Source organism: Bacillus pfraonensis, assembly GCF_050768835.1.
Lineage (GTDB): Bacteria > Bacillota > Bacilli > Bacillales > Bacillaceae_G > Bacillus_A > Bacillus_A pfraonensis.
In genome coordinates, this window is the sequence record NZ_JAHCDO010000063.1 from 1 (window position 1) to 23898 (window position 23898).

Sequence of the window (23898 nt, forward strand, 5' to 3'; positions counted from 1 at the left end):
AATACGTTGGTGAGTACAACATTGTTTGTAATCTAGTTGCTTTAGTATAAAAGGATAAGATGGGGCGCTGTATGCGATGAAAGTCGCACGTACAGTGCTAAGCGGGGGAAAAGATGGAGATAACTTCAAAGTCTTACCTATCGCAACAGTTAGCTTACCAATATCCGTTGAAAATATTATTAACAATATAGATGCTGTCATTGTAACTCATTTGCATTTAGATCACTTTGATGAGGTGGCTCAAAGAATATTGCCAAAAGATATAAAAATGTTTGTACAAAATGAAGAAGATGCTACAGAAGTTAGAAACTCCGGTTTCCAACATGTAGAGGTTTTACAAGAAGATACAGTCTTTGAGGATATCCAATTAATCAAAACAAAAGGTGAACACGGAAGAGGAGAAATATTAAAACTTGCTGGTTTAGTATGTGGCGTTGTCTTCAAGCACCAAACTGAGCAAACATTGTATGTAGCTGGGGATACAGTATGGTATGACGCTGTCCAAGAAGTGATTGATACACATAAACCAGAAGTCATTGTAGTAAATGGTGGCGATAATCAATTCTTTGAAGGCGGTTCTCTCATCATGGGTAAAGAGGATATTTACGAAGTGTATAAGGCTGCTCCTGATGCAAAAATTATTGTAGTCCATATGGAAGCTGTGAACCACTGGACACTGTCCAGAAACGAACTAAAAAGCTTCCTTGCTGAAAAAGAAATGTCCGCCAACGTTTTAGTGCCAGATGACGGCGAATCTTACACATTTTAAGTGAAGAAACTTGTTAATTTAGCTAATCTAAGACCCTTTGATGGGTCTTAATTATTTTTTTATTAAGGGCTATGGATGGCTATAGTGTTAGATTTTCCATATGGTAAGGCAAAAAAATTGATTGAAAAATTAGGACCTGTTGGGGTAGTGCTAAATGCGGTATCTATCGATATAAATAATTAGTGTTGAATATAATTTTGAATTGGTTCTGGTGCAAAGATAAAATAAAAGAGAATATAGCTCATATATTTCTAGTGGAATTCTATTTTATGCTGTAAGCCCAAACAATCGATGGATGAATTCTTTCTGGTTTTGAACAGACTGATCCCGTAAATTAATCTGTTCTTTTTTAATCATGTGCATAGCTTCCACTCCTACAAGATGTAGCTGTGTCAAAAGACTTGAACCCTAACATAGAACGAACACGTTTCTTAATAAAATGATGATCTTGTTCCACTATGTTATTGCGATATCTAACTTGTCTTAGCTCTATACCTTCAGGCATATGCTTTTCTTCTTTCAACGCTCGAATTGCTATAGGATAAGGGGGGCTTATCTACTGTTATCACGCCAGGTTTAGAAACATACGAAAAAGCGCTTGATTGCTTGTTTATCTCTTGATTTACTTAGATAAAAATCAATTGTATTCCCCTCTGAATCAACTGCACGATATAAGTACATCCATTGACCTTTTACTTTAATATAAGTTTCATCGACTCTCCACGAGTCATTGGTTGATTTAAGATAACGTCGAATTCGCTTATCTAATTCAAGACCGTATTGATGTAATGGTTGTATGAACCAAAGATAATCCCCGTTCCTCCATCATTTCCACCAAATCACGAAAACTTAAGTTGTACCGCAGGTACCACCTTACTGTTAATCAAATTAGTTCAGGCTGATAATGCTTCCATTTGAACAAATTTTCTTTTTCCATACCAATCACTCACCCTTTCTAGAGTAATAGTATCAGTATGTCCAAGTTTTATAGATTACTTGTAATTATCCTGAAGTTTTTGCACCAGAACCTTTTGAAGTGTCTTAAATTGGAACATTTTAATTATAAAAAGTAAAACTAAGTTCATGATTTTTATAATTTATAAAACTAATTATGATTAATTAGCACTTTTATATTTTTTCAAAAATGGGTTCTTGTTATTGAAAAGCTTGGGTTCTATATCACAGATAAAAGGATAACCAGTGCTAAAATAGCTGGAAAGCCTTGTTTCACAATAATTGATTTATTAGATGTGAAACCTCCGAAAATAGCTGCTATCACCACACAAATTACGAAAAATAATTGAATCATATAGCCAATTGGGTTGAGCCCCAGTATAAGTCCCCAAATGAGACCAGCGGCTAGAAATCCATTATATAAACCCTGGTTTGCAAACATAATGGTTACGTTTCGATCTCCTTCTAAGTGCTTCGGTAATTTGAAAGCGCGTTTTGCCACTTTTGAATCAATAAAAAACATTTCAAGGATCATAATGAATAAATGTTCTAATGCTACGATTCCCACTAAAATAGCTGCGATTATTTCCACACCACTCTCTCCTTTCTACTCCCTAATATCAATTTTATATTATTTCCATTGTGCAATTCTATCAACAGGGAGACGGTATGAAGCATATCCTTCGTCGGCTGCTTTACCGATAGATAGTAGCATAACTGGTACATAGCGCTCTTTTTCCAATCCGAAGGTTGCAGCGATATTTTCCTTGTCATAACCCCCGATTGGGTTTGTATCATATCCATGCGCACGTGCTGTCAGCATTAATTGCATGGAGACCAGGCCTGCGTCAATCAGAATAGTTTCTCGATTTTCTTGGACTGGAAGCTTTTCAAAATGTGCAGTCAATGCTTGTACTTGTCTGTCTTTTACCTCTTGCGGCATATACCCTAGCTCAACAGCTTTTGAATAAATTTCTTCTATATAGTCACCGTTGTCCATATCTGCAAATACTGCTATAACGGCAGATGCAGTAGAAACTTGTGATTGATTAAATTTAGCGAGTTTTGCAAGCTTTTCTTTTCCCTCCGAGCTTTCGATAACAAGAAAGCGCCATGGTTGTGCGTTAACTGAGGATGGTGCTGTAGTAGCTTCCTTTAATATTTCGGCCATCTCTTCTTTGCTGATTTTGACTGTTGGATCATAATTACGTATGGATCGACGTCCTTTCATGATTTTCATAAAATCGTTTGTTTTTAATGTAGTTCCCATGTATAAACACTCCTCTATGCTTTAATATTCTCTATATTTATTTGCATCTGTGATAGAACATAAATAAGTACATTGCGTTTTTCTACACTGACATTTACGAGCATTTCCTTCATAAAACGTTCCTTTTCTTTCTTGGAAGACTCGATTCGTTCTCGTCCTTGCTAAGATAACCGAACAAGCGTTATACGGTTATCCTCAGTCTTAATACGATTCCTTTGGCTTCAAGCTGTTTAACGTGTCTGGTGATGGCTGCGCCACCAATATTCACCTTTTTTGAAGATCGCTTTGACTAATTTCATCAACGTGATAGAGCAATGCGAGCAATTCCAATCGAGATTAACTGATGCCAATGCATGCTTCAAACTTCGCACCAATTACTTTGTTTAAATTTTTTGACTTATATAAAATTTCAGCTTCTTCTGAACAACATGTTTTCAAAACTCACCCCTTTTTTCTTACTAAAAATTAATTGATATATCAATTATTGATACGTCAATAATATACATTCTTCTTTTTAGTTTTGCAAGTTTTTTTGCTTAATTAGTTCTATTTTGTTCCATCAGCTTTAAATTAATTCACAACATCAGTTCGCATTTCTAGAAATCATAGTTATTTCAAGTTTATTCTGATAATCATATTTAGCTAAATATATAAAGGAATTCAGCTATATCACCATCAAGTTAAAAAAATTAGTTGTCTCAAAAACGAAAATTTTATGTCTTTTTTAGTAATGAAACTCATTTTTATTGTTTTGGGAGCAGTCCATTTTATTAGCTTTTAGGGTTATCCGTATTAATATCAGAAACCCTTTATTTTTACATATTTTTTAGCATCCGGTTTTTTAGTGCATGACTAATTTAATTTTCTTTCTCCATCCCCCTTTTGGAGATTCCCTGGAGCCGAGCAGTTAGCTTTTGCTAGCTGCCCTTTTTTGTCTCAATACCTTATAAGCAATTCCTAAAGCATCCCCCATTGCGTATGACTCTGGTATTTTACGACGATATTTACGATGTAATTCTTCATCCGCGAAATAGATGGACCTCATTATTTCATCTCGTCCTGTTAAATGCTGGCCCATTAATTTATCACAATAGTCTTGGTGTACTTCTCTATGATGTTTACCTAACAAACTCCAGATTCTCAAAATATGAGTTCTATGTTGACTTGCCGTATAAGTTTCAATGATCATCATTGCAAAAGCACGATTATTCTTTGCTACTTCATATATATCTTTCTTAAATTCTTTTCTCACCTGTCTGTATTTTCTTTTCAAAGCTCTATGTGATCTGCTAACCACTGCCATATCCATTCCCCTTTTACTATCTACTTACTTTTTTAGTAACAATTACTGTTGTATCCACACCGTTACAGGATATCATGTAATAGCTCGATAGAAACGAGCGTTATACCCATTACCCTAGGAGACTAGGGTTTTGTTTTGTACAAAATGAAGTTTCTGTTCATATTTTCGCCATATTTTTAAAAATTTTTCGTTAACTTACAAAATCTGACACTAACTCCTTTTCTTAATTGGTATTATTTAGTATATCAATTAAGTTATATTACTTGATTGATAGATAACCAATATAGAATAGGAGATGTATTTATGTTAAAAAAATTAGCTATTGGAGCATTAGCGACTGGGATATTATTACCTGGAGGCATGGTACACGCCGCGTCACCTCAACAAGTGCATAACCCCTTAGAAATTAAACCACTCGTACAATCGCCATTACTCTCAGAACAATATTCTTATAGTTTCTCACGTTTATCTGATCCTAGACAATTCGGTTACATCTATGTGAATAATGCAGGGCATATCACTTTTAATGTTGATCAAAAAACAGTTGCTGGTAAAAGAATATCGTATGCCTTCTTTAAAATGGAACCAGATGGTTATAACACTACCTTCGCTTCTGGTACATTTGCAGGGACTGGTTCATTTACTTTTACAACTAAGAAGCCAGCTCCAGTAGGGACTTATATGTTGTATGTGAAAAAGGTGGATTCTATACATTCCTCTGATTCATCAGGTACTATCACATTCACCACACCTTGATAGTCATACACTGGTTCTGTTGCAAAGTTTTTAGCAGATGGAAAGTTCGGTTCTGTTGCGAAGTTTTGTTAAGGTTAAGTGGTGCCAACAAAAGTTGTACATTTTATACGATTCTTAGCAGCTCCTGTAATTCATTGTATGTCGAAAAACCGAAGTCTGAGCCAAGACTTCGGTTTCGTTTATATAAAGCATGAATGGTTTCGATGCCTTTCAAGGTACGGGAAACGTGGCGAAGATTTTGAAATCCTGCGGATTTAGAAAAACGTCGCTTCACATGCCTATGGTCCTGTTCAATGAGATTATTCAAATGCTTGATTGTACAATGAGTTGTATGTATATAAAAACCTTGTTCTCTTAATTTGTTAAATGCGCAAAGTAATGCTGGTGCTTTGTCTGTAGTGAGAACTACTGGTTCTCCAAACGTTTTGACCAATCTTTTCATAAAGGCATAGGCAGCCTGATAATCCCGTTTTTTAAGAAGTTGAATATCCAATGTGTGCCCGTCTTTATCAATTGCACGATATAAATAACACCATTTTCCTTTGACTTTTATATAGGTTTCATCTAGTTTCCAAGATAGCGGAACGTTTTTATTTTTCTTCTTCCAAATTTGATAGATAAGGTTTCCATATTCATGAACCCAGCGCATGATGGTTGTTGGGTGAACCGAAACACCACGCTCTTTCAAGATTTCAGATACATCACGATAACTTAAAGAAAAACGAAAATAGTAGCCGACGGCTACCAAAATAATATCCTTTTTAAACTGTTTTCCTTTAAAATACCCCATATATCATTCTCCTGCTCACACTTTTTCTACAGGTTATCTTAGTTTAGAAATCTTTGCAACAGAACCAAAAATAATTTGCAGCATTTCAAGCGTAAATGATACGTCTGGAATAAACTTAATAACAGAGTAAATAAAAAAGCGTGTTTTAAAAATTTTTATTAAAACACGCTCTTACTATCGTTAAATATTTAGTTATTTTGTACTCCTAATCTCATTAAATCATTTGTTACTATAAAAAACATTATTTATAATAAACTTTTTAAGTATTAAACCATATAATTCTAGATTGATAACCTTTGAATTTTATATATTGTTCAAAGAAATAATTATCGTGAATCCTAATTTAATGCGCCATCATCTCGTGCGCAATATCATGTCCATTCATATCCGATGGGTAGTAGGTAGGCCAGTGTATGATTTCATCGAATAAAGCTTCACGATTGTCACCCCAATACAAGTGGTAGTGACCAGCTTTATTCGGATAAATACCATGATCACTGAATTGAATATACTGAGGAACTCCTTCTGTTTTTTCTGCTAGTTTAAATATGTATCTTACACCTCTATTCCCTGCATCATATGTCAAAATTTTGTACCCATCATAGATATACTTACCAGAATATTCTTCTTTGTTTTTGTAGAATGTTACAGTATCTCCTTGAATCACGATACGGTTCACATCTGTTTGATATCCTTCATTATAATACTCCTTATATTCTTTGGCTGACATTTTACCTTTATGTTTCGCTTTGTAAGCAAATACCTCATCAAGCGTTCCATCTTGTAAATATGGATATACCGATTGCCAGTCTCCTTTCCAATCGGAGAGTGGTCGATCCTTCACTTGGTTGTCTTCAAAATATCCTTCATAAATTCTTTCTGTTGCTTTATCATGAGCATGACTATGATTATGACTGTGATCGTGTTCATTTTCATGTGTATGACTTTCAGTTGTTTGCTCTTGCTTTTCAGAAGGTTTTTCTGCAACTAATGCGAATTGTGTTGCTTCCTTTAAAGTATTCACGTTTTCTTCCATTAAAGTGAAGTAATCTTTATTATTCTTCGCATCGTCTTCAGAAATAGTAGCAAGGTGATTTAAGCGTAAAACTTTTGTACCAGTTTCTTTCTGAATAACTGATGCTACTTTTGGAGTAGAAAACGTTTCGAATAAGATGTATTTTAACCCGTGTTCTTTAACTGTTTTTGTAATTTCACCAAGCTCTTTTTGAGATGGTTCATCAGAAGCTGAAATCCCAGCGATAGGAATTTGTTTTAAACCATAGCGTTGTTCCCAGTAACCATAGGCTGCATGAGAAACTAAAATTTCTTTCGTTTTTGCATTTGCTACAGCAGCTTTAAATCGATCGTCTAAATCTGTAAATTTAGTTTGAAGTGCTGCAAAATTCTTTTCGAATTCTTGTTTATGATCAGGCTGTAATTCTACAAGAGCATTTTTGATTTTTTCAGCTTGTTTCATCGCTAGTATAGGATCTAACCACACGTGTGGGTCTTTATCGTGATGATGTTCATCTTCTTTATGTCCATCTCCATGATCATGATGTTCATCTTCGGTTGCGGCACGCAGTTCGATGCCTTTTGATGCATTTACAATTTTAATATTTTCTTTTTGTAATGTTTTTTCCATTTTTTCAGCAAACGGTTCTAATTCTGCACCGTTATAAATGAATAAATCGGCTTTTGCAACTTTCACTGTTTGTTTTTGGCTTGGTTCAAATGTATGAGAATCTGCACCAGGTGGATAGATTGCTTTAACAGTTATATAGTCACCACCGATTTTTTTTGTGAAATCAGCAAGTGGGAAAATAGTTGTATAAACAGAAAGTATCTCATCTTTTTTTACTGCACCTTCTTTTTTATTAGAACATCCAGCAAAAATTAAAGTGAAAATAAGTAGGAATGAAAACATAGTTAATTTTTTTGGCATGAAATTCTCCTCTTTTCTTTTTTACAAGTTTATTTCCTCCAATTCTATGAAGAAAATATCGTTTCAAAACAAAACGTAATGATTACGTTTTAGTTTGCGAACCTAGTATAATACATCTTTTCGAAATTCGCAATAAATAATAATCATTACGATTTATCTTTGTTATAAACTTATTAAAAAGGGTAGTTCTAGGGCAAAAACTATTTGATGAAGACATAGAACCTACATAGCCTGTTCAATTACAGATTATGATGTAACACAATATTTATATGTCATTCGATTTGATTTAGGAAAGGTATTCCTAAACCCTAATTTATAATAAAAGGAAACTAATTCGGCTTGATTTAGCTTATTTTCTAGTTTTTGTACAGAAGTACAAGCAGTCAAATTTAGCTCTGAAAAATTCTGAGATTTCCCCCAAGCGATTGCTTTTTTCATCATATATGTAGCAAAACCTTGATTTCTGTATTCCTTAATTACACCAAGCTTTTCTTTGCTTTACCTTCAATAATTAATCCAAATTCTAGTTTTCCAATGAGTGTAGCAAAACTTTCAAATTGAAGATTAAATCCTAAATCAAACATCCATTGCTCAGCAGGACGATCTAGCTTATAAATATAGATTGCAGTAGTATTAGTACAATCCAATAAGTCAATGATCATATAATTAGTGTCTTTTAACAGAATATGAGGATATTCTTTACAACGTATATTACTTTTTCTTTGTTGTTCTTCTCTTTTTTTATAGAAAGATAGTTCTTTGAGTAACTTTTTTAATTTAGTTTTACGACAAAATATTGATTTTCTCTCCCTTTTATAAATTAAAATTATCATCAAAACAATTATATTAACTAGGGGTAAAGTCGCATGCCCATCAACTTAAGATTTTTCACTGCCCCTATAAGGGGTACCGCTAGCATTTCAGAAAAAAACCACGCTAAGAGCATGCAAGATTTTATACAGTTTTTCGGCTAATTTAGTAACAAGCGGGAACCCGAAACCCCGCACCAGGATAGGAATGTATAAAAAATAAATAGAATCATAGAAAGGGAAAAAGGCGGATTCCTTTTGAGAGTAAGGATCCGCCTTGTCTTCGCTACCAATAATGATGCGTTATGTCAACCTCATATGTATAGAATATACATATAGAAATTTGCAAGTAATCAATAGATATTCAGTATGATACTATGAAGTGGGATAGGATAAATATTGCATGCAGAAAGGGAGATTAGTTTGAAAGAATACAAGATAATTTTATTTGATTTGGATGGGACACTGTCTGATCCTAAGATAGGGATAACCAAATCAGTTCAATTCGCACTTGAAAAGATGGGTATTCTAGAACCTAACCTTAATAAACTTGATTGTTTCATTGGACCGCCATTACAAGAATCGTTTGCTATGTATTACGGTTTCAATACTGAGGAGATAAAACAAACAATTGGTTTTTACAGAGAAAGGTTTAAAAGAGAAGGAATGTTCGAGAATAAATTATATACTGATATTCCTTCACTCCTAGATACCTTGAAAAAGCAGGGATATATCTTAGTCGTAGCAACTTCTAAGCCTACTGTATTCTCAGAAAAGATATTAGAATACTTTAAAATAGACTGTTATTTTGATCTTGTGGTGGGAAGTAATCTTGATGGAACCCGAAGCTCAAAAACTGAAATCATTCAGTACATACTTGATAAATATCACGAATATAAACATAGCGATTTCGTTATGATTGGCGACCGTAAGCACGATATAATTGGTGCAAACAATACAGGTATTGATTCTATCGCAGTTACATATGGCTATGGTTCATTGGAAGAATTAAATCAATCCAATCCTACATGTATTATTGATAATGTTAAGGGTATAGAAAGTATTTTGTTAACTAGTACAACAATTTAACTTCCACTTTCGAGAATTATGTGAACGAAAAGTCCCTTCAGATTTTCTGAAGGGACTTTTTCTAGGTTTCTAGATAAATTGACTGCTGATAAGTGAGGTTATGTTAATATGGATTTTTTATGTACATATGTATGTTAAAAAATCCATGTATAGACTGCAACAAAGATAATAAATCCTGATGCTAAAAATAGCGTATATGCTGAAGCTTTTCGATTCCCTTTTAAATCAGAAAGACCGAACATTAAAAACATTAACCCCATAAATAAGGTCATAAGAGACATGAATTCAAATGTATCAGTTATTAAACTATATATAGCTAAAAAAGAAGTAATTAATCCAAATACAATTTTTAATATTGTCAGCAAAAAATAACCTCCTTCATTAAGTTTAATATAAACATAGCAAATTGGTTAAAGGATTATAAGTATTTATCTACCATTTTTTTGAAACAAAACGAATATGTAATTTATTCTTTATCTTAGATGAATAGCTTAATATCAATGAAAAGTTTTTTGTTCACCTCTTCTCCAAACTCTTATTTTATATAATTTTGAATGTATACTTTTGTTATGTATGTTGAGGATAGCAGGAGATTTGTTGTGAGGTCAATGATTAAGGTGAAATGAAAGTAAACTAATATTTAAAAGTTTACTTTCATTATTACAGGATGTTCATTAACATTTCAAAAATAATTAAAATATATGTACGACTAAAGGTAACTGTATCATCTACTGGTCCATCGGATGAAATATCACTTTCTGCTAATTATGGGAAAGGGTTTGTAGATATTACTGCCCCAGGTGGAGATAGTAGACTTTTAAAAAAATACGGATGGCAAGAATATTTCGAAAAGGGATACAATGAACAAGAAAAAATATTAAGTACCTATCCAAACGGAGAACATGCATTACTTTCAGGAACTTCTATGGCCGCCCCAAAAGTATCTGGGACGATAGCCCTAATTATTGACAAATATAATATGAAAAAACAACCTAATAAGGCTATAAATTTCCTGTATAATTATGGTATAGACAAAACCAAAGAAAATAAAAATCTATATGGGAATAGAATGCTAGATGTATATAATGCTGTAAGCAAATAGAACATAATCCATTGAAATCTAAAATATTTTCATATTAATCTTAGGGCACATTAATATTTTTGAACTTCTATACACTATGAGAATTTGAGGTTTTGGTGCAAAAACTTCAATTAACTAACATGATTCACATGAAAGGTGCTGTATTTGACTTTCATTTGTATGGAAAGGTGAAATTATGCAAAAATCACTTGTATCAAATATTTTCTATAAAATAATGCTCAATACCTTTAATATCATTCTCCCGATTTTAGTAGGCCCTTACGCATATCGAACACTCGGGGCAACTTCAATAGGGACAGTTAGCTCTGCTGAAACCATTTTTAATTATTTTTTCATTTTTGCTGTATTTGGTGTATATCAATATGGGTTACGTGAAATTAGCTTAGTGAAAAATGATAAGAAGAAAGTTTCACAATTGTTCACGAGTCTATATGTGATTAACTTTACAACAAGTATCTTAGCTTTACTGGCGTTTATTCTCTTTAGTTATTTTGGATATGGAAACCAAGATTTATTTCCTGTACTTCTTATTTTTGGATTTAATTTTATTTCAAACATATTTTATGTAGAATGGTTTAATGAGGCATTTGAAAATTATGATTTCATTACGAAGAAAACCGTTGTTGTTCGCCTCATTTATGTTGTGCTTCTTTTCGCCTTTATTCATGGAGCAGATGACTATAAGCAATTTGCCGGTTTATTAGTTCTATCAACATTTTTGAACCATACTATTAGTTTTATATATGTGAAGCGCCAAGTTAAATTTGATTTTTCTAATTTAACAATTGTTCCACACTTAAAACCTTTATTTTTAGTTGTTATCTTTTCAAACGCTAATATGCTATATACACAATTAGATCGCTTCTTTCTATTAGAGAATAACGGAGAAGCTACAGTGGCTTTCTATGTAATGACCTTTCAAATTATGACTATTATTAACACACTTATGTTAAGTGTTGTACAAGTTACAATTCCAAGGCTTTCTTATTTATCAGGAAATGCAACTGAAGAAGAATATGAATCATTACTAAACAAAATTTCAAAAGTATATTTCATTACGTTGTTCCCAGCTGCCATTGGTTTAATGCTTATCGCTCATGGAGCCGTTATTATTTACGGCGGAAAAGAGTATGCTGCTGCTGGTGACACATTAATGGTTTTTGCATTTTATATGATTGCAGTAGGAATTGAATCTATTTTATCAAATCAAATTATTTACGTGAAAAAGAAAGAAAGTATTTTAGTGCGCTTTTTATTCATCTGTGGTTTTATCAACCTTTTATTCAATTTCGCGCTGATATTCTTTCGCGTACTTACACCCACAACAGCAATTAGTACAACAACGATTGCTAACTGTACATTAATTGTCTTGGAATATATTTATATAAAAAAGAAATTGAAAGTAAATTACACATTATTCGATATGCAAAAGCTAAAATATCTGTTCTATTCACTAACGTTTTTACCAATATCATTCTTAGTGAATACGGTAATTTCAGGACAAATTCTACAAGTTATAGTCACAATGTTAGCATGCGGATTAGCTTATGCACTTATCCTATTCATAGCAAAAGATGAGATTCTTTTTATGCTGTTAGACAAAATAAAAGCAAGATTTAAACGAACTTAATGCAACAGAACCCTTTTCGTTATCTTCAAATCAAGAAAAAAAAGAAATGGCTCTTGATATAGTTCATTCTGAAATCATTAAGATTGCTGAGCAATATAATTGGGAGATATATAAATTTCAAGAAGTATATCAAAAAATAATCAATTTATTTATAAAAAAAGACCAGTCCAAATAAAAAATATATCTGTAATATAATATGTGAACATGAAGTATCATATGTGGATATCTATTTAGAGATAAGGTGTAAAAAAAGTAATATGCTAATAAAAAAAGAGTGACTTATTAGAGAAAGGGAAACATATGAAACAGCATTTTCTAGTCATATAGGAAAGTTATTTTGGCAAATGAATCACAAGGTGGTTCTGGTGCGAAAGCTTCAAGATAATTGCAAGTAATCTCTAAATCTTGGACATACTGATACAAAAGGATGCGTGATTAGTATGGAAAAGCGAAATTTATTCAAGTGGAAGCATTATCAGGTTCTGTTGCAAAGTTTTGTTAAGGTTAAGTGGTGCCAACAAAAAGTTGTACATTTTATGCGATTGTTAGTAGCTCCTGTAATTCATTGTATGTCGAAAAACCGAAGTCTGAGCCAAGACTTCGGTTTCGTTTATATAAAGCATGAATGGTTTCGATGCCTTTCAAGGTACGGGAAGCGTGGCGAAGATTTTGAAATCCTGCGGATTTGGAAAAACGTCGCTTCACATGCCTATGGTCCTGTTCAATGAGATTGTTCAAATGCTTGCTTGTACAATGAGTTGTATGTATATAAAAACCTTGTTCTCTTAATTTGTTAAATGCGCAAAGTAATGCTGGTGCTTTGTCTGTAGTGAGAACTGCTGGTTCTCCAAAGATTTTGACCAATCTTTTCATAAAGGCATAGGCAGCCTGATGATCCCGTTTTTTACGAAGTTGAATATCCAATGTGTGCCCGTCTTTATCAATTGCACGATATAAATAACACCATTTTCCTTTGACTTTTATATAGGTTTCATCTAGTTTCCAAGATAATGGAACGTTTTTATTTTTCTTCTTCCAAATTTGATAGATAAGATTTCCATATTCATGAACCCAGCGCATGATGGTTGTTGGGTGAACCGAAACACCACGCTCTTTCAAGATTTCAGATACATCACGATAACTGAAAGAAAAACGACAATAGTAGCTGACGGCTACCAAAATAATATCCTTTTTAAACTGTTTTCCTTTAAAATACCCCATATATCATTCTCCTGCTCACACTTTTTCTATAGGTTATCTTAGTTTAGAAATCTTTGCAACAGAACCAACACGTTTATAACACCACCGATTCATACTACAATTATCTTAACATCTATAGGGCGTCCAAGATATTGACTAGTCTCCGTTTTATCTTTAAATTAATCATAGTACATAAATTCATTAACCATAATATTTACTTCTCCATTTGTTACACTACAATAGTAGTTGTCATTAATTTTTTTAATCGGTAATATTTTGACTACTCGATCAATCGGTGTCAATATAAATTCAACTTCTGTATTATCTCCAACAAGTATGTTTCTTAAATGAAATACTTCATGTTGATTATTTGTTACATTATTAACTAACCTCGCATGAATGTGGCCAAATCTTTCATACTCCCTACCTTTAGTGAACTTTACCCATTCTGGTTCACACCTTCTGTAATAAGTACCAAAAGCAATTAGTCTTTGTTGATTATTCATCAAAAATTCTTTTTCATTCCCTATCTCTTGAGCATCTGCAATACTACTAAATTTAAAAATTGGCTTTCTCTTCAATACTCTACCTTTGATCATAGTACCGTCACAACTTCTTTTTTTGTTGAATATCGTCATTTGAACTGAAAATGCTTTTATCCCTAGTTTCTCTGCAATTTCTTTAATATAACACAGTAAATCAAAGTTTGCCTTATTATCTATTGAGAAGTACAATCCATTAGACAATGATAGTTTTTGATTATTCTTTCGTAAATATGCAGTATGTGAATAAACTATTCTACCATCCAGCATAACACCATCTTTACCTAACCTGATACCTTTACTGAACCCTTCACTTGATTCAAGATAACCTGAGTAACAATTGGATTTCCCACTCCCGTTTGAACCATTTATCACAGCATCTTCTACTACTTCCCCACCTGGATGATCTAGGTTTTCATCTGCACCTGAGACTCCTATTCTTAAATATTCATTATCATCAACTATAAAACCTAGTGTCTTTAAAATTAGTCTTACTGTACTATCATCAAATTCAAGATTTTTAGCGTTAATGAAATTTTTTATCCCTTGCATATCTACTATGCACGAATCTTTTGACCCATAACTCAAGCGATTCTTTAGATATCTATTTGAAATATCCTTTTCTTCTTTCAAATAGGTATCATAACAGTCTGGTATTTTAATAGCAAAATCATTTTTAATCTTCTTACTAACAACCAAGTAATACATATCGTTTATGTTAATTATGCTAGAATTACTTTTATAATTTATAACTTCTTTAACTTTATTCATCTCTATAGGAGATATAACATCTACATATTCATCATGCATTGAGTACACTTCCCTTTAAATATCTAGCAACTCCATAATTATCATTGTCAGTAGTTATATAATTAGCAATTTCCTTTAATTCATCTATTGCATTTCCCATCGCTACACCAACACTAGAGTATTTTATCATCTCAAAATCATTGAAATCATTGCCAAATGATATTATATTGCTTCTTTGTACACCATACATTTCAATTAAATACTCAATTGCATTCCATTTCGATATATTTGTACTCATAATTTGACATAAGGTAGCATCATCAGTGATTACAGGGCTACATTCTGATGGAATATTATCTACTATCCTTTGCTTAATACCGTCCTTTGAGCAGACGATAATTTTATGAACTAAATCATAGTCAAATGTATTCAAATCTATTAACTCGAACTCAGAACTACCAAAGAATTCTTTAGTATTGAAATTCGAATATAGTTTATCATTTATTTCTAAACAAATTTGATAATAGTTATGATCTAAGAAGTGATTAAGTATATTTCTAGTAACTGAATAAGTTATTCCTTTTTCAAATAATAATTTGTCATCGCTAATAACAGTAGCACCATTATAACAAATAACCACATTCTTATTTAAAATATCCGGTAAAATCCTTTTTATATCTCTGTAAGGTCTCGCAGTTGCAAATACAATCATATGTCCGTTTTTCATAACTTCACTTAACACTTCAACAGAATAATCATCAATTTGCTTGCTTGAGTTCAACAATGTACCATCTAAGTCAATTACTATCATTTTCATTAACATCACTCCTTAATAATTGCGTAGCTCATTATATGAAAAGTCGTACCATTCTTTTAATTTGTCAGGTGATTTTCTAATTTTTATTTGATATTTTGATCCCAAAGTCTCTACGATTTGATATTTTTGATTACTTTTTTCAAGTTCAACAGCATTCTGCATATCAATTCCAGCTACTAGAACATTATTATTTGATAATTCTACTAAGTACTCTCGCATTTGAGAAACGGTTGTATCATCAGCTACTAGAATTGGTACTTTATTATTTCTTAGTCCTTTAACTATGCTTTTTAGTTTGATAATATTAGACAAATTTTCTTCACCATTAAAAATACCATTTATGAAATCCGGTTGATGCTTTGACATATCTAGTAATATAAAATCAGTCTTTGGATCAAGTGAATTATCAAGTTTATTGAAATATTCGTAAAAATCCATTTGATTCAAACCTATTGTACAAATGATTCTAGAAGTTATTTTATCTTTAATGTTTCTAATATGCGCTTTATTAACTCGATATTGAAGTTGAAGAAGAATATCCTTATTACTCATTCCGTAATAATTTAAGCAAGTGTTAATCTTTTCCTCACACATCTTTTTTTCTAAGACTAAAGCTATCTGAACACTATCATTTATATTTTCAATAAGTTTCCTAATGCTGTTAATTTCATATATTGATACAGGTAAATTCTTATCAATATGCGTTGTTACTTTTAATGGTACATGTATATCCTCATTAATTAAATATCTAACATGGTCTGTGTTAACTGCATGAATGCCTATCATATTTACACCATTTCTAATTGCCATATCCAAGTCAACTATATTATGTACTCTACAAAGTTTGAATATCTTGCCATGTCTAATTAAAGAATTGAATTCAACTACATTATATTTACTGCTGTCAAATTCAAAATAAGTATCTTCAATTATTTTAGACTTTCTACTAGAATTCCATGTATTGAATGCTGATACATACTCCTCTACAGGATTAAAATCTAATATATTGTACCAATAAAGTGACATTGTTTCAGATATTTGTTCTTGCGATAGGTATTGACACAAATTATCGTAATTAAATGCGACTACAGCACATAAAACTTCATTTGAAAATTGTTTCAAATAAAGTTTACATTTTTCAAGAGTGTTCAAAGTTGTAGAGTTGTTATCATACAACAGTATTCTACAATGATTTGTCTTTATATTCTCTATATGTTCATTGTAGTATTGTGGGATATATCTATACAACCAATCACCATCATTATAAATTGGTTCCGATTTGTTATCACGTTGTTGTTTTTTTGAACTATAGTGACAATTGATGATTATAGGAAATAGTTTCCTCACATTATTTACTTTTAAATATGATACTAATGAATAACCTAGAGAAATTCCCCCGTATGCAAAAGATATAACATAATCGATTGAATTAAATCTTTCATTATCAATTATTGATTTAACAGATTTGTATATTGAAACAATATTATCAAGTTCTCTCATACCTTTATGGTACATTTTGTAATCATTCATCCACCTAACGAGGATATCCTCATTAAGACTTTGTATTAAGTTGTATACATCCTCGTTTATAGAGTTTCCCTCAATGCATCCAAATATTAAATCTGTAGTTAATTGGATTATATCCCTTAATCCAAAATCAACTACTGGAGTTGATTCCTCAGATATCGAAGCTAACTCAATTGTATTTAAGCAAATTAACAATGCATGTTGTAAGTGTTCCAATATTGATATCATTATCGTTCTAACATAATAGTTGTTAATATGCCTATCAATCAGCTTACATTCAGATAATTCTCCCAATAATTTCTTAACTGCTCTTAATAATTCTAAATATCCTTCAATGATATCTCTTGTGTCTAAAAATACATATTGAGGAACCCAATAGTAATATAATTTTCCCCTCAAATGTACAACATCATTCTTAATCATAAACATTTGTGATAATAATGATTCTATCTCATTCCCTTTTTCTAAATTTATGCTATCTAGTAGATAACACAATGCTTCAACGTACTCTCCATAAGTTAATGTAAATATACCTATTTCATTTGTTTTATTTGATAGAAAGTCCATATAATCATTCTTCATATTTACCTTACATATCTTATTTCTTATGTCTTCAAACATTAGATGGTTCTTTAAACTATTACTATCAAAACTTTTACAAAACTCAGACCAAACTTTGCTAAGTGATTGCCCTTTAGCATAATCAATTTGCAGTGCTTTCCCCCCATTATTCAATACGCACTCAAACAACTCTGGATTTTCAGACGAATCATCTGCTAATAATTCTATATTCGCACCATTTTCAATTAGAGCTTCAACTATCTTCTGTTTATTTTTTTGACTCATAAAATAAACTTCCCTTAATTTCCCGTTAATGATATCAACTTCAGACCCGATTACTGAATAGTCAATTTTCTCATCAAAGTTATTTTTGAATATCCCATCAACTACACCTCTTATAAATTCTTGATAGCCTGAACTTAAAAATATCAGTTTTAATCTAGAACCGAAAAACCTATGCATATACTTTATGTATCGCACAACATCAGAATATACAGTCAATTCTCTAGATATGAAAATTCCAGAGAAATAAAGTTTTAATTGGTCAATTTCTAGTCCTTCCTTAAAAGTGTAATCAACTTCTCTTACTGATTTCATTAGCTTTATAAACTCTTTACTATATGTACTTGTGATTAAATTTAGCGTTTTTTCTCTAAATGACTCTAAACTTAAACTATTCTCACCATATGCCATATCATTGAAACGAATAAAATCTTTAATATTCTTTTTTGATATTAATAAATCTGCATATTTACAAGCATAATACCACGAAGTTCCATTGATTATTGTTCGGTCTACATCTAAGATTACATATACATCTTCAGAGTTAATTATTGGAAGCATCTGCCTCTTTATCTCATCAAAATTTATCATTGAATCCTCCTATAATTATTAGTCTTTATATGTTTTCTACAACTGAAAAGTTAAGCGATACAAATAATTTTTTAGCGTCCAAAAAAATTATTTATTAGTTCGTATAGGAATATTTAGGAAGAGGAACAAAAAATTCCCGTTAGAGATTTCCTACTTTATTCTCTACTTTCCCTTTTTTCATGGCCGCTTTTAGAATTACAGAATACATATTATTCTATTTACAATAGCTCATCGAGACATCCCTATAGGGTGGTGCAAATATTTAATATATTGGTTTTTAAATTATTGAAAGCATCCTTTCTTCTCCTTCTAACTGTATTTTTTCTTCAATTAGAAGATTAACAGAGTGGAAAGAATGCTAGCATTGATTTTTTTATCACTGTTAAAGCTTATAATGCTTAACTATTATTTTGTACTAAACACTTAATGTTTAAATCATTAAATTTTTTCAAAAATTCATCTTTCAAGTCTTCTGGCAATCTGCAGTTAAATATAATGGAATCATCACATGAATGTGCATAAATATAATAAGTTTTAAACTTAGCACTATTACTGATTACATTTTCACAATACAGATTACTTTCTTCTGGACTCAATTCTCCAATGTAGTTAAATACAAAGTCTAGGTTATCATACATATTTTCTATAAAATTCGGTTCTGATTTTTCAGAACAGTCACCATAGCACATATGCTCCAAGTACAATTTTCTATCACCATAATAATAATCATACTCATTACTCAACTTAGATATGCAGCTTTCCAAATCATCATAATTCACATCTAGTAACAACGGATAATGAACATGACAATCACCAATCAAAGAATCATAATTCTTACCACCAATCTTCCTACCATTATTTGTAATCCTAAAAGTTACTTTTGATTTTTCTAATATAATACTTGCTATTTTTAATGATAGCCATAGAGCTGCTCCCTCTCTAATTCTTGTCATATCATTACACTGTACTTTATCAATGACTAAACGATATTTAATAATACTTTCCTTTAGATTCCTAACTTTATTTCTCTGGCTTGAAAAACTAACTATATCTCTATACCTATCACTATCTCTAAAAATATCAAATTTATTAGGGAATGTGTTCATTTTAAACTCATCCAAGTAATCTTGGTACGTAAAATTATTATCCTCTTGGATTAATATCTCACTTTTACCTTCTTCGATGTCAGATAATGTATTATACATTTGCTTAGTGAATATGTTATTACTTGCACCATCAAAAATTAAATGACTAAAAACAGTAACTAACTTGTAATTCTTATGATCCAACTTAATTAACAGACTCCTATATAACAAATTATTGACTTTTTCCATTTTAGATACATAGTCATAAACTATCTCGGTAGCCAATTTAGTAATATCTTTTTTAGAATCGAATGAGTATTCTGTTAAATCGAGAATAGTGTGTTTGTAAATATCACTTAAACTTGAATCTTCAAAATGGTAACCTGATTCCTTTTTGATTATTTTTGTTCTAAGTACCGAGTTATTTTTAATTACAGCGCTGAAAGCCTTTGATATATTATCTGCACAATAAACTTCAAAGTTTATATCACTAATAATCAGGTCATTATATCCTTTTCTTAAGATTTTATTTTGTCCATGTCCACAGCCGTAAGTAACTATTTCATCAAAATCTAGTAATTGATTTAACTTGTTATTATCATTGACTATTTGATTCCTAATTAGCTTTGATATGAAAAACCTATCTTCATTCAAGAATTGCTTACCGGTAACATTTTCCATTAAATCCAACTCTGACATATATTCACTATACCGGTTTCCTTTCACAATATAATTCGGTACATATTCAATACCGAACTCATTGTTTAAATAAACAAGTATATCATCTACATTTTCTAATGCTTGAAGCACTATATTTTTATTGTCATGAATGTATATACTTGAAATTTTAGCATTATACTTGTCTTTTAAGATTTCATTAACACTATCAAATTTTTCGAAATCAACCTTATTACAAATTAACTGATCAAGTAACCTGATTGTTGGGAATTTGTAAACATCCTCAACTCTTAACCTTATACCAAATTCCTTTGCAATAGATGAAATCATCATTACTACAGTTATTGAATTTCCGCCTAAATTAAAGAAATTATCATCTAAGCAAATATTCTTATACTTAAGTAAATCGTACCAGATTTTAGCTAACTTTTTTTGACTATCATTTTCAGGAGCACTATAATTTTTACCTTCTTCAAATTTAACCAGTCTCTTCAATGAATTCCTGTCAATTTTACCATTATTTAACTTAGGAAGTCGCTTTAGTTCTACGAATTGATTAGGTATCATATAAGAAGGTATACTTGAACTTAGAACATTTACTATTTTTTGATGACTTATCATTTCACTTAAAGCTATGAAAGCCACTAAATTATTATTTTTGTCAACTATTACTGCGGCATCAGTTACACATCTAATCTTTAATAAACAATTTTCTATCTCACCTAATTCAATTCTATACCCCCTTACTTTTGTTTGATTATCCATTCTTCCGAAAAACTCTACATTTCCATCTGAAATCCATCTAGCTAAATCACCGGTCTTATAAATGATTTCATTTCTTGAATATGGATTCTTAACAAATTTCTCTACAGTTAACTCTTCTCTGCGAAGATACTCTCTTGCAACTCCTTTTCCAGAAATGCATAACTCACCAATTGTACCTATAGGCATCACATCATTATTTTCAGATAAAATAAAAAATTTATAATTAGGTAATGGCTTTCCAATTGGTATTTTTCCTAAAGTTTTATCACTGTCTACAATATAAATACTTGAAAATACACTTGCCTCAGTTGGTCCGTATAAATTCGCTAGTTTTGCATTAATTTTGAGTGCTCTAAACTCCTCAACTAGATAAGAACTTAATTCTTCACCAGCTGATAATAAGAACTTCAACTTGTTATTTGAAATGTAATCTGTAGATTTCAGATATTCTATATATGCCATTAACATTGACGGCACAAAATTTATATGTGTTATATCGTTATCAGATAAACATTTTGATATCTCTAAAGGATTTTTTTCTATACCAAGTTTACCGATAACAACACTACCACCACATATTATCCAAGTAAAAAGCTCAGATATTGATACATCAAACATATAATTAGTTTTTAAAAGGAATTTATCATCTGGAGTAATTTCTAATACTTTCACAATAGAATACAATAAGTTCATTAAATTCTTATGCTCAAGTAAAACTCCTTTAGGATTACCTGTACTTCCTGAAGTATATATGACATATGCTAAATCATTTGATGTGTTCACACTCGGTAGATCGCTAGATTCACCTTCCCATATGTCTGCACTTCCAAGGTCTATTACCTCACATCTGGTTCCTTTCGGAACACTCACGTTTCCATAGGTTAGAAGAACTTCACACTTACTATCTGATAGTACAAAACGTTTCCTGTCTTCAGGGTATTCCGGATCTATTGGTAAATAGGCACCACCTGATTTCATAATTCCCAATAAACCTAGAATCATCTCAAAGGATCTGTCACACATAATCGCAACTATGTCATTTGCTTTCACGCCTCTTTGTCTGAGCTTTCTAGCAATAACATTCGATTTTTCGTTAACTTCCTTATAACTCATACTTTTGCCCATAAATTCTAAAGCAATTTTATTGGGAGATTGTTTAGCTTTCTCCTCCAATACTTCGTATATTGTCTTTTCCAAAGGAAAATGGAAGTCTGTCTTATTAAACTCATTCAGTATTTTTTCTTTCTCACATTTATCTAATATTTCTATATTTTTTATCAACTTTTCGTCACTATCTACTATTTCCGATATTATCTTTAATAAGTGACCAATCATTCTTTCTACTGTTTCTTTCTTGAACAATTTAGTACTATATTCAAGTTCTATCTCATATTCTTTTTCCACTGGTTTTACATTCAAGGATATGTCAAGTTTTGATTTCCCCGTGCGGACAGGTAGCCTTTTCATCATCAAGTCGTCTAACACAATGTCTTCAACATCAAAGGTATCTATGACATTCAAAAATACATCAAATAATGGATTCCTGCTCGCATCTCTTGCTAAACCTAATCTATCTACTAATTCTTCGAATGGATAACTTTGATTTTCATAAGCTTCAAGAGCATTTTCTTTTACTTCATATAGGTAATCAATGTATCTCTTCTCACTTGACGGATAACTTCTCACTGCTAAAGTATTTGCAAACATTCCTACTATATTTGACATATCTGAATGTTGTCTTCCTGATGCAGGAGTTCCTATTATAACATCCGATTTCCTGCTATATTTTGACAAGAGTATACTTAATACTGAGAACATTACCATATGCAAAGTAGAACCCGTTTTGCTCATAAGATTTTTTAGTGACTCTGCAGTAGATTTATTAATTCTTGCATACACTACGGAACCTTCAAAACTTTGAACTAAAGGTCTTTCATAATCATAAGGCAAATCTAAGACCGGCAATTCCATTTCGAATTTCTTTAACCAGTATTCTTTCTGAGCCTTTATTGCTTCTGTTTCCTTATACTTCGATTCCCATTCTGAAAAATCCTTATATTGAAGATTAATACTTTTTACAGATTCACCCTTATATATCCTTGCAAACTCTTTCATAAGTATACTTATACTTATTCCATCTGAGATTGCATGATGCATATCCATCAGTAGATATGTTTTATCAGATATTCTTACAACTTCAGCTCTGAATAGTAACTCTTTTTCTAAATCAAACTTCCTGATGAAATCCTTAACTATTTCCTCTATTACCCCTTCAGCAACCTTAACGTTTAGTGAGAACTTTGATGATTTTTCTATTACTTGATATACTTGTCCATCATGTTTTTCAAATCGAGTTCTCAACGATTCATGCCTATCTATTAATTTCAAAAATGTGCTTTCAATTCTATCGATATCGAATTCTCCTAATAACTCAAAACACATAGGTATATTGTAAGTTGTACCGTTACCCTCAAATTGATCTAAGATATACATTCTCTTCTGCGCCGATGAAACATCATAGAATTCCTTCTGTCCTGCCTTCTCTATACTTAAATACATACTTTCCTTCACATCACTAATAAACCCACCTAATTCCCGAATTGTTGGAAGTCTAAATAATTCCTTTAATGGGATTTCCTTTTCTAATTCTTTGTGTATCTTCGATACCAATACCGTTGCTTTT

16 protein-coding genes and 5 pseudogenes are annotated in these 23898 nt (G+C 31.5%); 5 read left to right on the forward strand and 16 right to left on the reverse strand.

Annotation, left to right across the window (positions count from 1 at the left end):
* Window positions 1-148: 148 nt before the first annotated feature.
* Window positions 149-769, forward strand: a pseudogene (locus KFD70_RS28060) (MBL fold metallo-hydrolase); the annotation flags it as partial.
* A 267-nt stretch (window positions 770-1036) separates the two neighbouring features.
* Here the strand turns inward: KFD70_RS28060 and KFD70_RS28065 are convergent.
* The 5 genes and pseudogenes from KFD70_RS28065 to KFD70_RS28085 form a co-directional block, all read right to left on the reverse strand.
* Window positions 1037-1706, reverse strand: a pseudogene (locus KFD70_RS28065) (IS6 family transposase).
* A 237-nt stretch (window positions 1707-1943) separates the two neighbouring features.
* Window positions 1944-2315: a DUF1304 domain-containing protein gene (locus KFD70_RS28070; protein ID WP_336454613.1), complete on the reverse strand. Its 372-nt coding sequence runs from the start codon at window positions 2313-2315 to the stop codon at window positions 1944-1946.
* Between the two features lie 39 nt (window positions 2316-2354).
* Window positions 2355-2993 carry a nitroreductase family protein gene (locus KFD70_RS28075; protein WP_336454612.1) on the reverse strand — a complete coding sequence of 213 codons (639 nt, stop codon included), beginning with the start codon at window positions 2991-2993 and terminating at the stop codon, window positions 2355-2357.
* A gap of 14 nt (window positions 2994-3007) precedes the next feature.
* Window positions 3008-3431: pseudogene (locus KFD70_RS28080) on the reverse strand (MarR family winged helix-turn-helix transcriptional regulator).
* 469 nt (window positions 3432-3900) lie between these two features.
* Window positions 3901-4296 carry a hypothetical protein gene (locus KFD70_RS28085; RefSeq protein ID WP_336454611.1) on the reverse strand — a complete coding sequence of 132 codons (396 nt, stop codon included), beginning with the start codon at window positions 4294-4296 and terminating at the stop codon, window positions 3901-3903.
* A gap of 303 nt (window positions 4297-4599) precedes the next feature.
* Here KFD70_RS28085 and KFD70_RS28090 point away from each other — a divergent pair, with 303 nt between their 5' ends.
* Entirely contained in the window at window positions 4600-5052 is a 453-nt protein-coding gene (locus KFD70_RS28090) for a hypothetical protein (protein ID WP_336454610.1), read from the forward strand.
* Window positions 5053-5155: 103 nt separating this feature from the next.
* On the opposite strand, the gene KFD70_RS28095 is transcribed toward KFD70_RS28090, so the two are convergent.
* The 5 genes and pseudogenes from KFD70_RS28095 to KFD70_RS28115 form a co-directional block, all read right to left on the reverse strand.
* Window positions 5156-5842 carry an IS6 family transposase gene (locus tag KFD70_RS28095; protein ID WP_431613526.1) on the reverse strand — a complete coding sequence of 229 codons (687 nt, stop codon included), beginning with the start codon at window positions 5840-5842 and terminating at the stop codon, window positions 5156-5158.
* A 343-nt stretch (window positions 5843-6185) separates the two neighbouring features.
* A pseudogene (locus KFD70_RS28100) lies at window positions 6186-6815 on the reverse strand (ZinT family metal-binding protein); the annotation flags it as partial.
* 27 nt (window positions 6816-6842) lie between these two features.
* A pseudogene (locus KFD70_RS28105) lies at window positions 6843-7787 on the reverse strand (metal ABC transporter substrate-binding protein); the annotation flags it as partial.
* Window positions 7788-8033: 246 nt separating this feature from the next.
* On the reverse strand, window positions 8034-8228 hold the full coding sequence (locus KFD70_RS28110) for a GNAT family N-acetyltransferase (RefSeq protein WP_431613527.1): 195 nt from the start codon (window positions 8226-8228) through the stop codon (window positions 8034-8036).
* 35 nt (window positions 8229-8263) lie between these two features.
* Window positions 8264-8620 carry an N-acetyltransferase gene (locus KFD70_RS28115; RefSeq protein WP_336454299.1) on the reverse strand — a complete coding sequence of 119 codons (357 nt, stop codon included), beginning with the start codon at window positions 8618-8620 and terminating at the stop codon, window positions 8264-8266.
* A gap of 399 nt (window positions 8621-9019) precedes the next feature.
* Between KFD70_RS28115 and KFD70_RS28120 the strand changes: the two genes are divergently transcribed.
* Window positions 9020-9685 carry an HAD family hydrolase gene (locus KFD70_RS28120; protein ID WP_336454298.1) on the forward strand — a complete coding sequence of 222 codons (666 nt, stop codon included), beginning with the start codon at window positions 9020-9022 and terminating at the stop codon, window positions 9683-9685.
* 134 nt (window positions 9686-9819) lie between these two features.
* Here KFD70_RS28120 and KFD70_RS28125 read toward each other — a convergent pair whose 3' ends face one another.
* Window positions 9820-10050, reverse strand: coding sequence for a DUF3953 domain-containing protein (locus tag KFD70_RS28125; protein WP_336454297.1), 231 nt, complete (start codon window positions 10048-10050; stop codon window positions 9820-9822).
* A 302-nt stretch (window positions 10051-10352) separates the two neighbouring features.
* On the opposite strand from KFD70_RS28125, the gene KFD70_RS28130 reads away from it, so the two are divergent.
* Window positions 10353-10787: a S8 family serine peptidase gene (locus tag KFD70_RS28130; RefSeq protein ID WP_336454296.1), complete on the forward strand. Its 435-nt coding sequence runs from the start codon at window positions 10353-10355 to the stop codon at window positions 10785-10787.
* Between the two features lie 175 nt (window positions 10788-10962).
* Window positions 10963-12417 (forward strand): oligosaccharide flippase family protein, encoded by a 1455-nt coding sequence (locus KFD70_RS28135; protein ID WP_336454295.1) that lies wholly within the window; start codon window positions 10963-10965, stop codon window positions 12415-12417.
* A gap of 534 nt (window positions 12418-12951) precedes the next feature.
* Here KFD70_RS28135 and KFD70_RS28140 read toward each other — a convergent pair.
* From KFD70_RS28140 to KFD70_RS28160, 5 genes are all read right to left on the reverse strand, one after another.
* Window positions 12952-13638: an IS6 family transposase gene (locus tag KFD70_RS28140; RefSeq protein ID WP_336454294.1), complete on the reverse strand. Its 687-nt coding sequence runs from the start codon at window positions 13636-13638 to the stop codon at window positions 12952-12954.
* A gap of 158 nt (window positions 13639-13796) precedes the next feature.
* Window positions 13797-14969: a hypothetical protein gene (locus KFD70_RS28145; protein ID WP_336454293.1), complete on the reverse strand. Its 1173-nt coding sequence runs from the start codon at window positions 14967-14969 to the stop codon at window positions 13797-13799.
* Window positions 14962-15726: a Cof-type HAD-IIB family hydrolase gene (locus KFD70_RS28150; protein WP_336454292.1), complete on the reverse strand. Its 765-nt coding sequence runs from the start codon at window positions 15724-15726 to the stop codon at window positions 14962-14964. Before KFD70_RS28150 ends, KFD70_RS28145 begins: the two co-directional genes overlap by 8 nt.
* Before the next feature lie 12 nt (window positions 15727-15738).
* On the reverse strand, window positions 15739-18687 hold the full coding sequence (locus KFD70_RS28155; RefSeq protein WP_336454291.1) for an HAD family hydrolase: 2949 nt from the start codon (window positions 18685-18687) through the stop codon (window positions 15739-15741).
* A gap of 398 nt (window positions 18688-19085) precedes the next feature.
* On the reverse strand, window positions 19086-23885 hold the full coding sequence (locus tag KFD70_RS28160; protein ID WP_431613529.1) for a non-ribosomal peptide synthetase: 4800 nt from the start codon (window positions 23883-23885) through the stop codon (window positions 19086-19088).
* Window positions 23886-23898 lie beyond the last annotated feature (13 nt).

Bases quoted from the DNA above. Each gene is read 5' to 3' on its own strand.
- KFD70_RS28075 (WP_336454612.1), bottom strand. From the start codon at position 2,993: ATGGGAACTACATTAAAAACAAACGATTTTATGAAAATCATGAAAGGA.
- KFD70_RS28085 (WP_336454611.1), bottom strand. From the start codon at position 4,296: ATGGCAGTGGTTAGCAGATCACATAGAGCTTTGAAAAGAAAATACAGA.
- KFD70_RS28090 (WP_336454610.1), top strand. From the start codon at position 4,600: ATGTTAAAAAAATTAGCTATTGGAGCATTAGCGACTGGGATATTATTA.
- KFD70_RS28095 (WP_431613526.1), bottom strand. From the start codon at position 5,842: ATGGGGTATTTTAAAGGAAAACAGTTTAAAAAGGATATTATTTTGGTA.
- KFD70_RS28110 (WP_431613527.1), bottom strand. From the start codon at position 8,228: ATGATGAAAAAAGCAATCGCTTGGGGGAAATCTCAGAATTTTTCAGAG.
- KFD70_RS28115 (WP_336454299.1), bottom strand. From the start codon at position 8,620: ATGATAATTTTAATTTATAAAAGGGAGAGAAAATCAATATTTTGTCGT.
- KFD70_RS28130 (WP_336454296.1), top strand. From the start codon at position 10,353: ATGTTCATTAACATTTCAAAAATAATTAAAATATATGTACGACTAAAG.
- KFD70_RS28135 (WP_336454295.1), top strand. From the start codon at position 10,963: ATGCAAAAATCACTTGTATCAAATATTTTCTATAAAATAATGCTCAAT.
- KFD70_RS28140 (WP_336454294.1), bottom strand. From the start codon at position 13,638: ATGGGGTATTTTAAAGGAAAACAGTTTAAAAAGGATATTATTTTGGTA.
- KFD70_RS28145 (WP_336454293.1), bottom strand. From the start codon at position 14,969: ATGCATGATGAATATGTAGATGTTATATCTCCTATAGAGATGAATAAA.
- KFD70_RS28150 (WP_336454292.1), bottom strand. From the start codon at position 15,726: ATGAAAATGATAGTAATTGACTTAGATGGTACATTGTTGAACTCAAGC.
- KFD70_RS28155 (WP_336454291.1), bottom strand. From the start codon at position 18,687: ATGATAAATTTTGATGAGATAAAGAGGCAGATGCTTCCAATAATTAAC.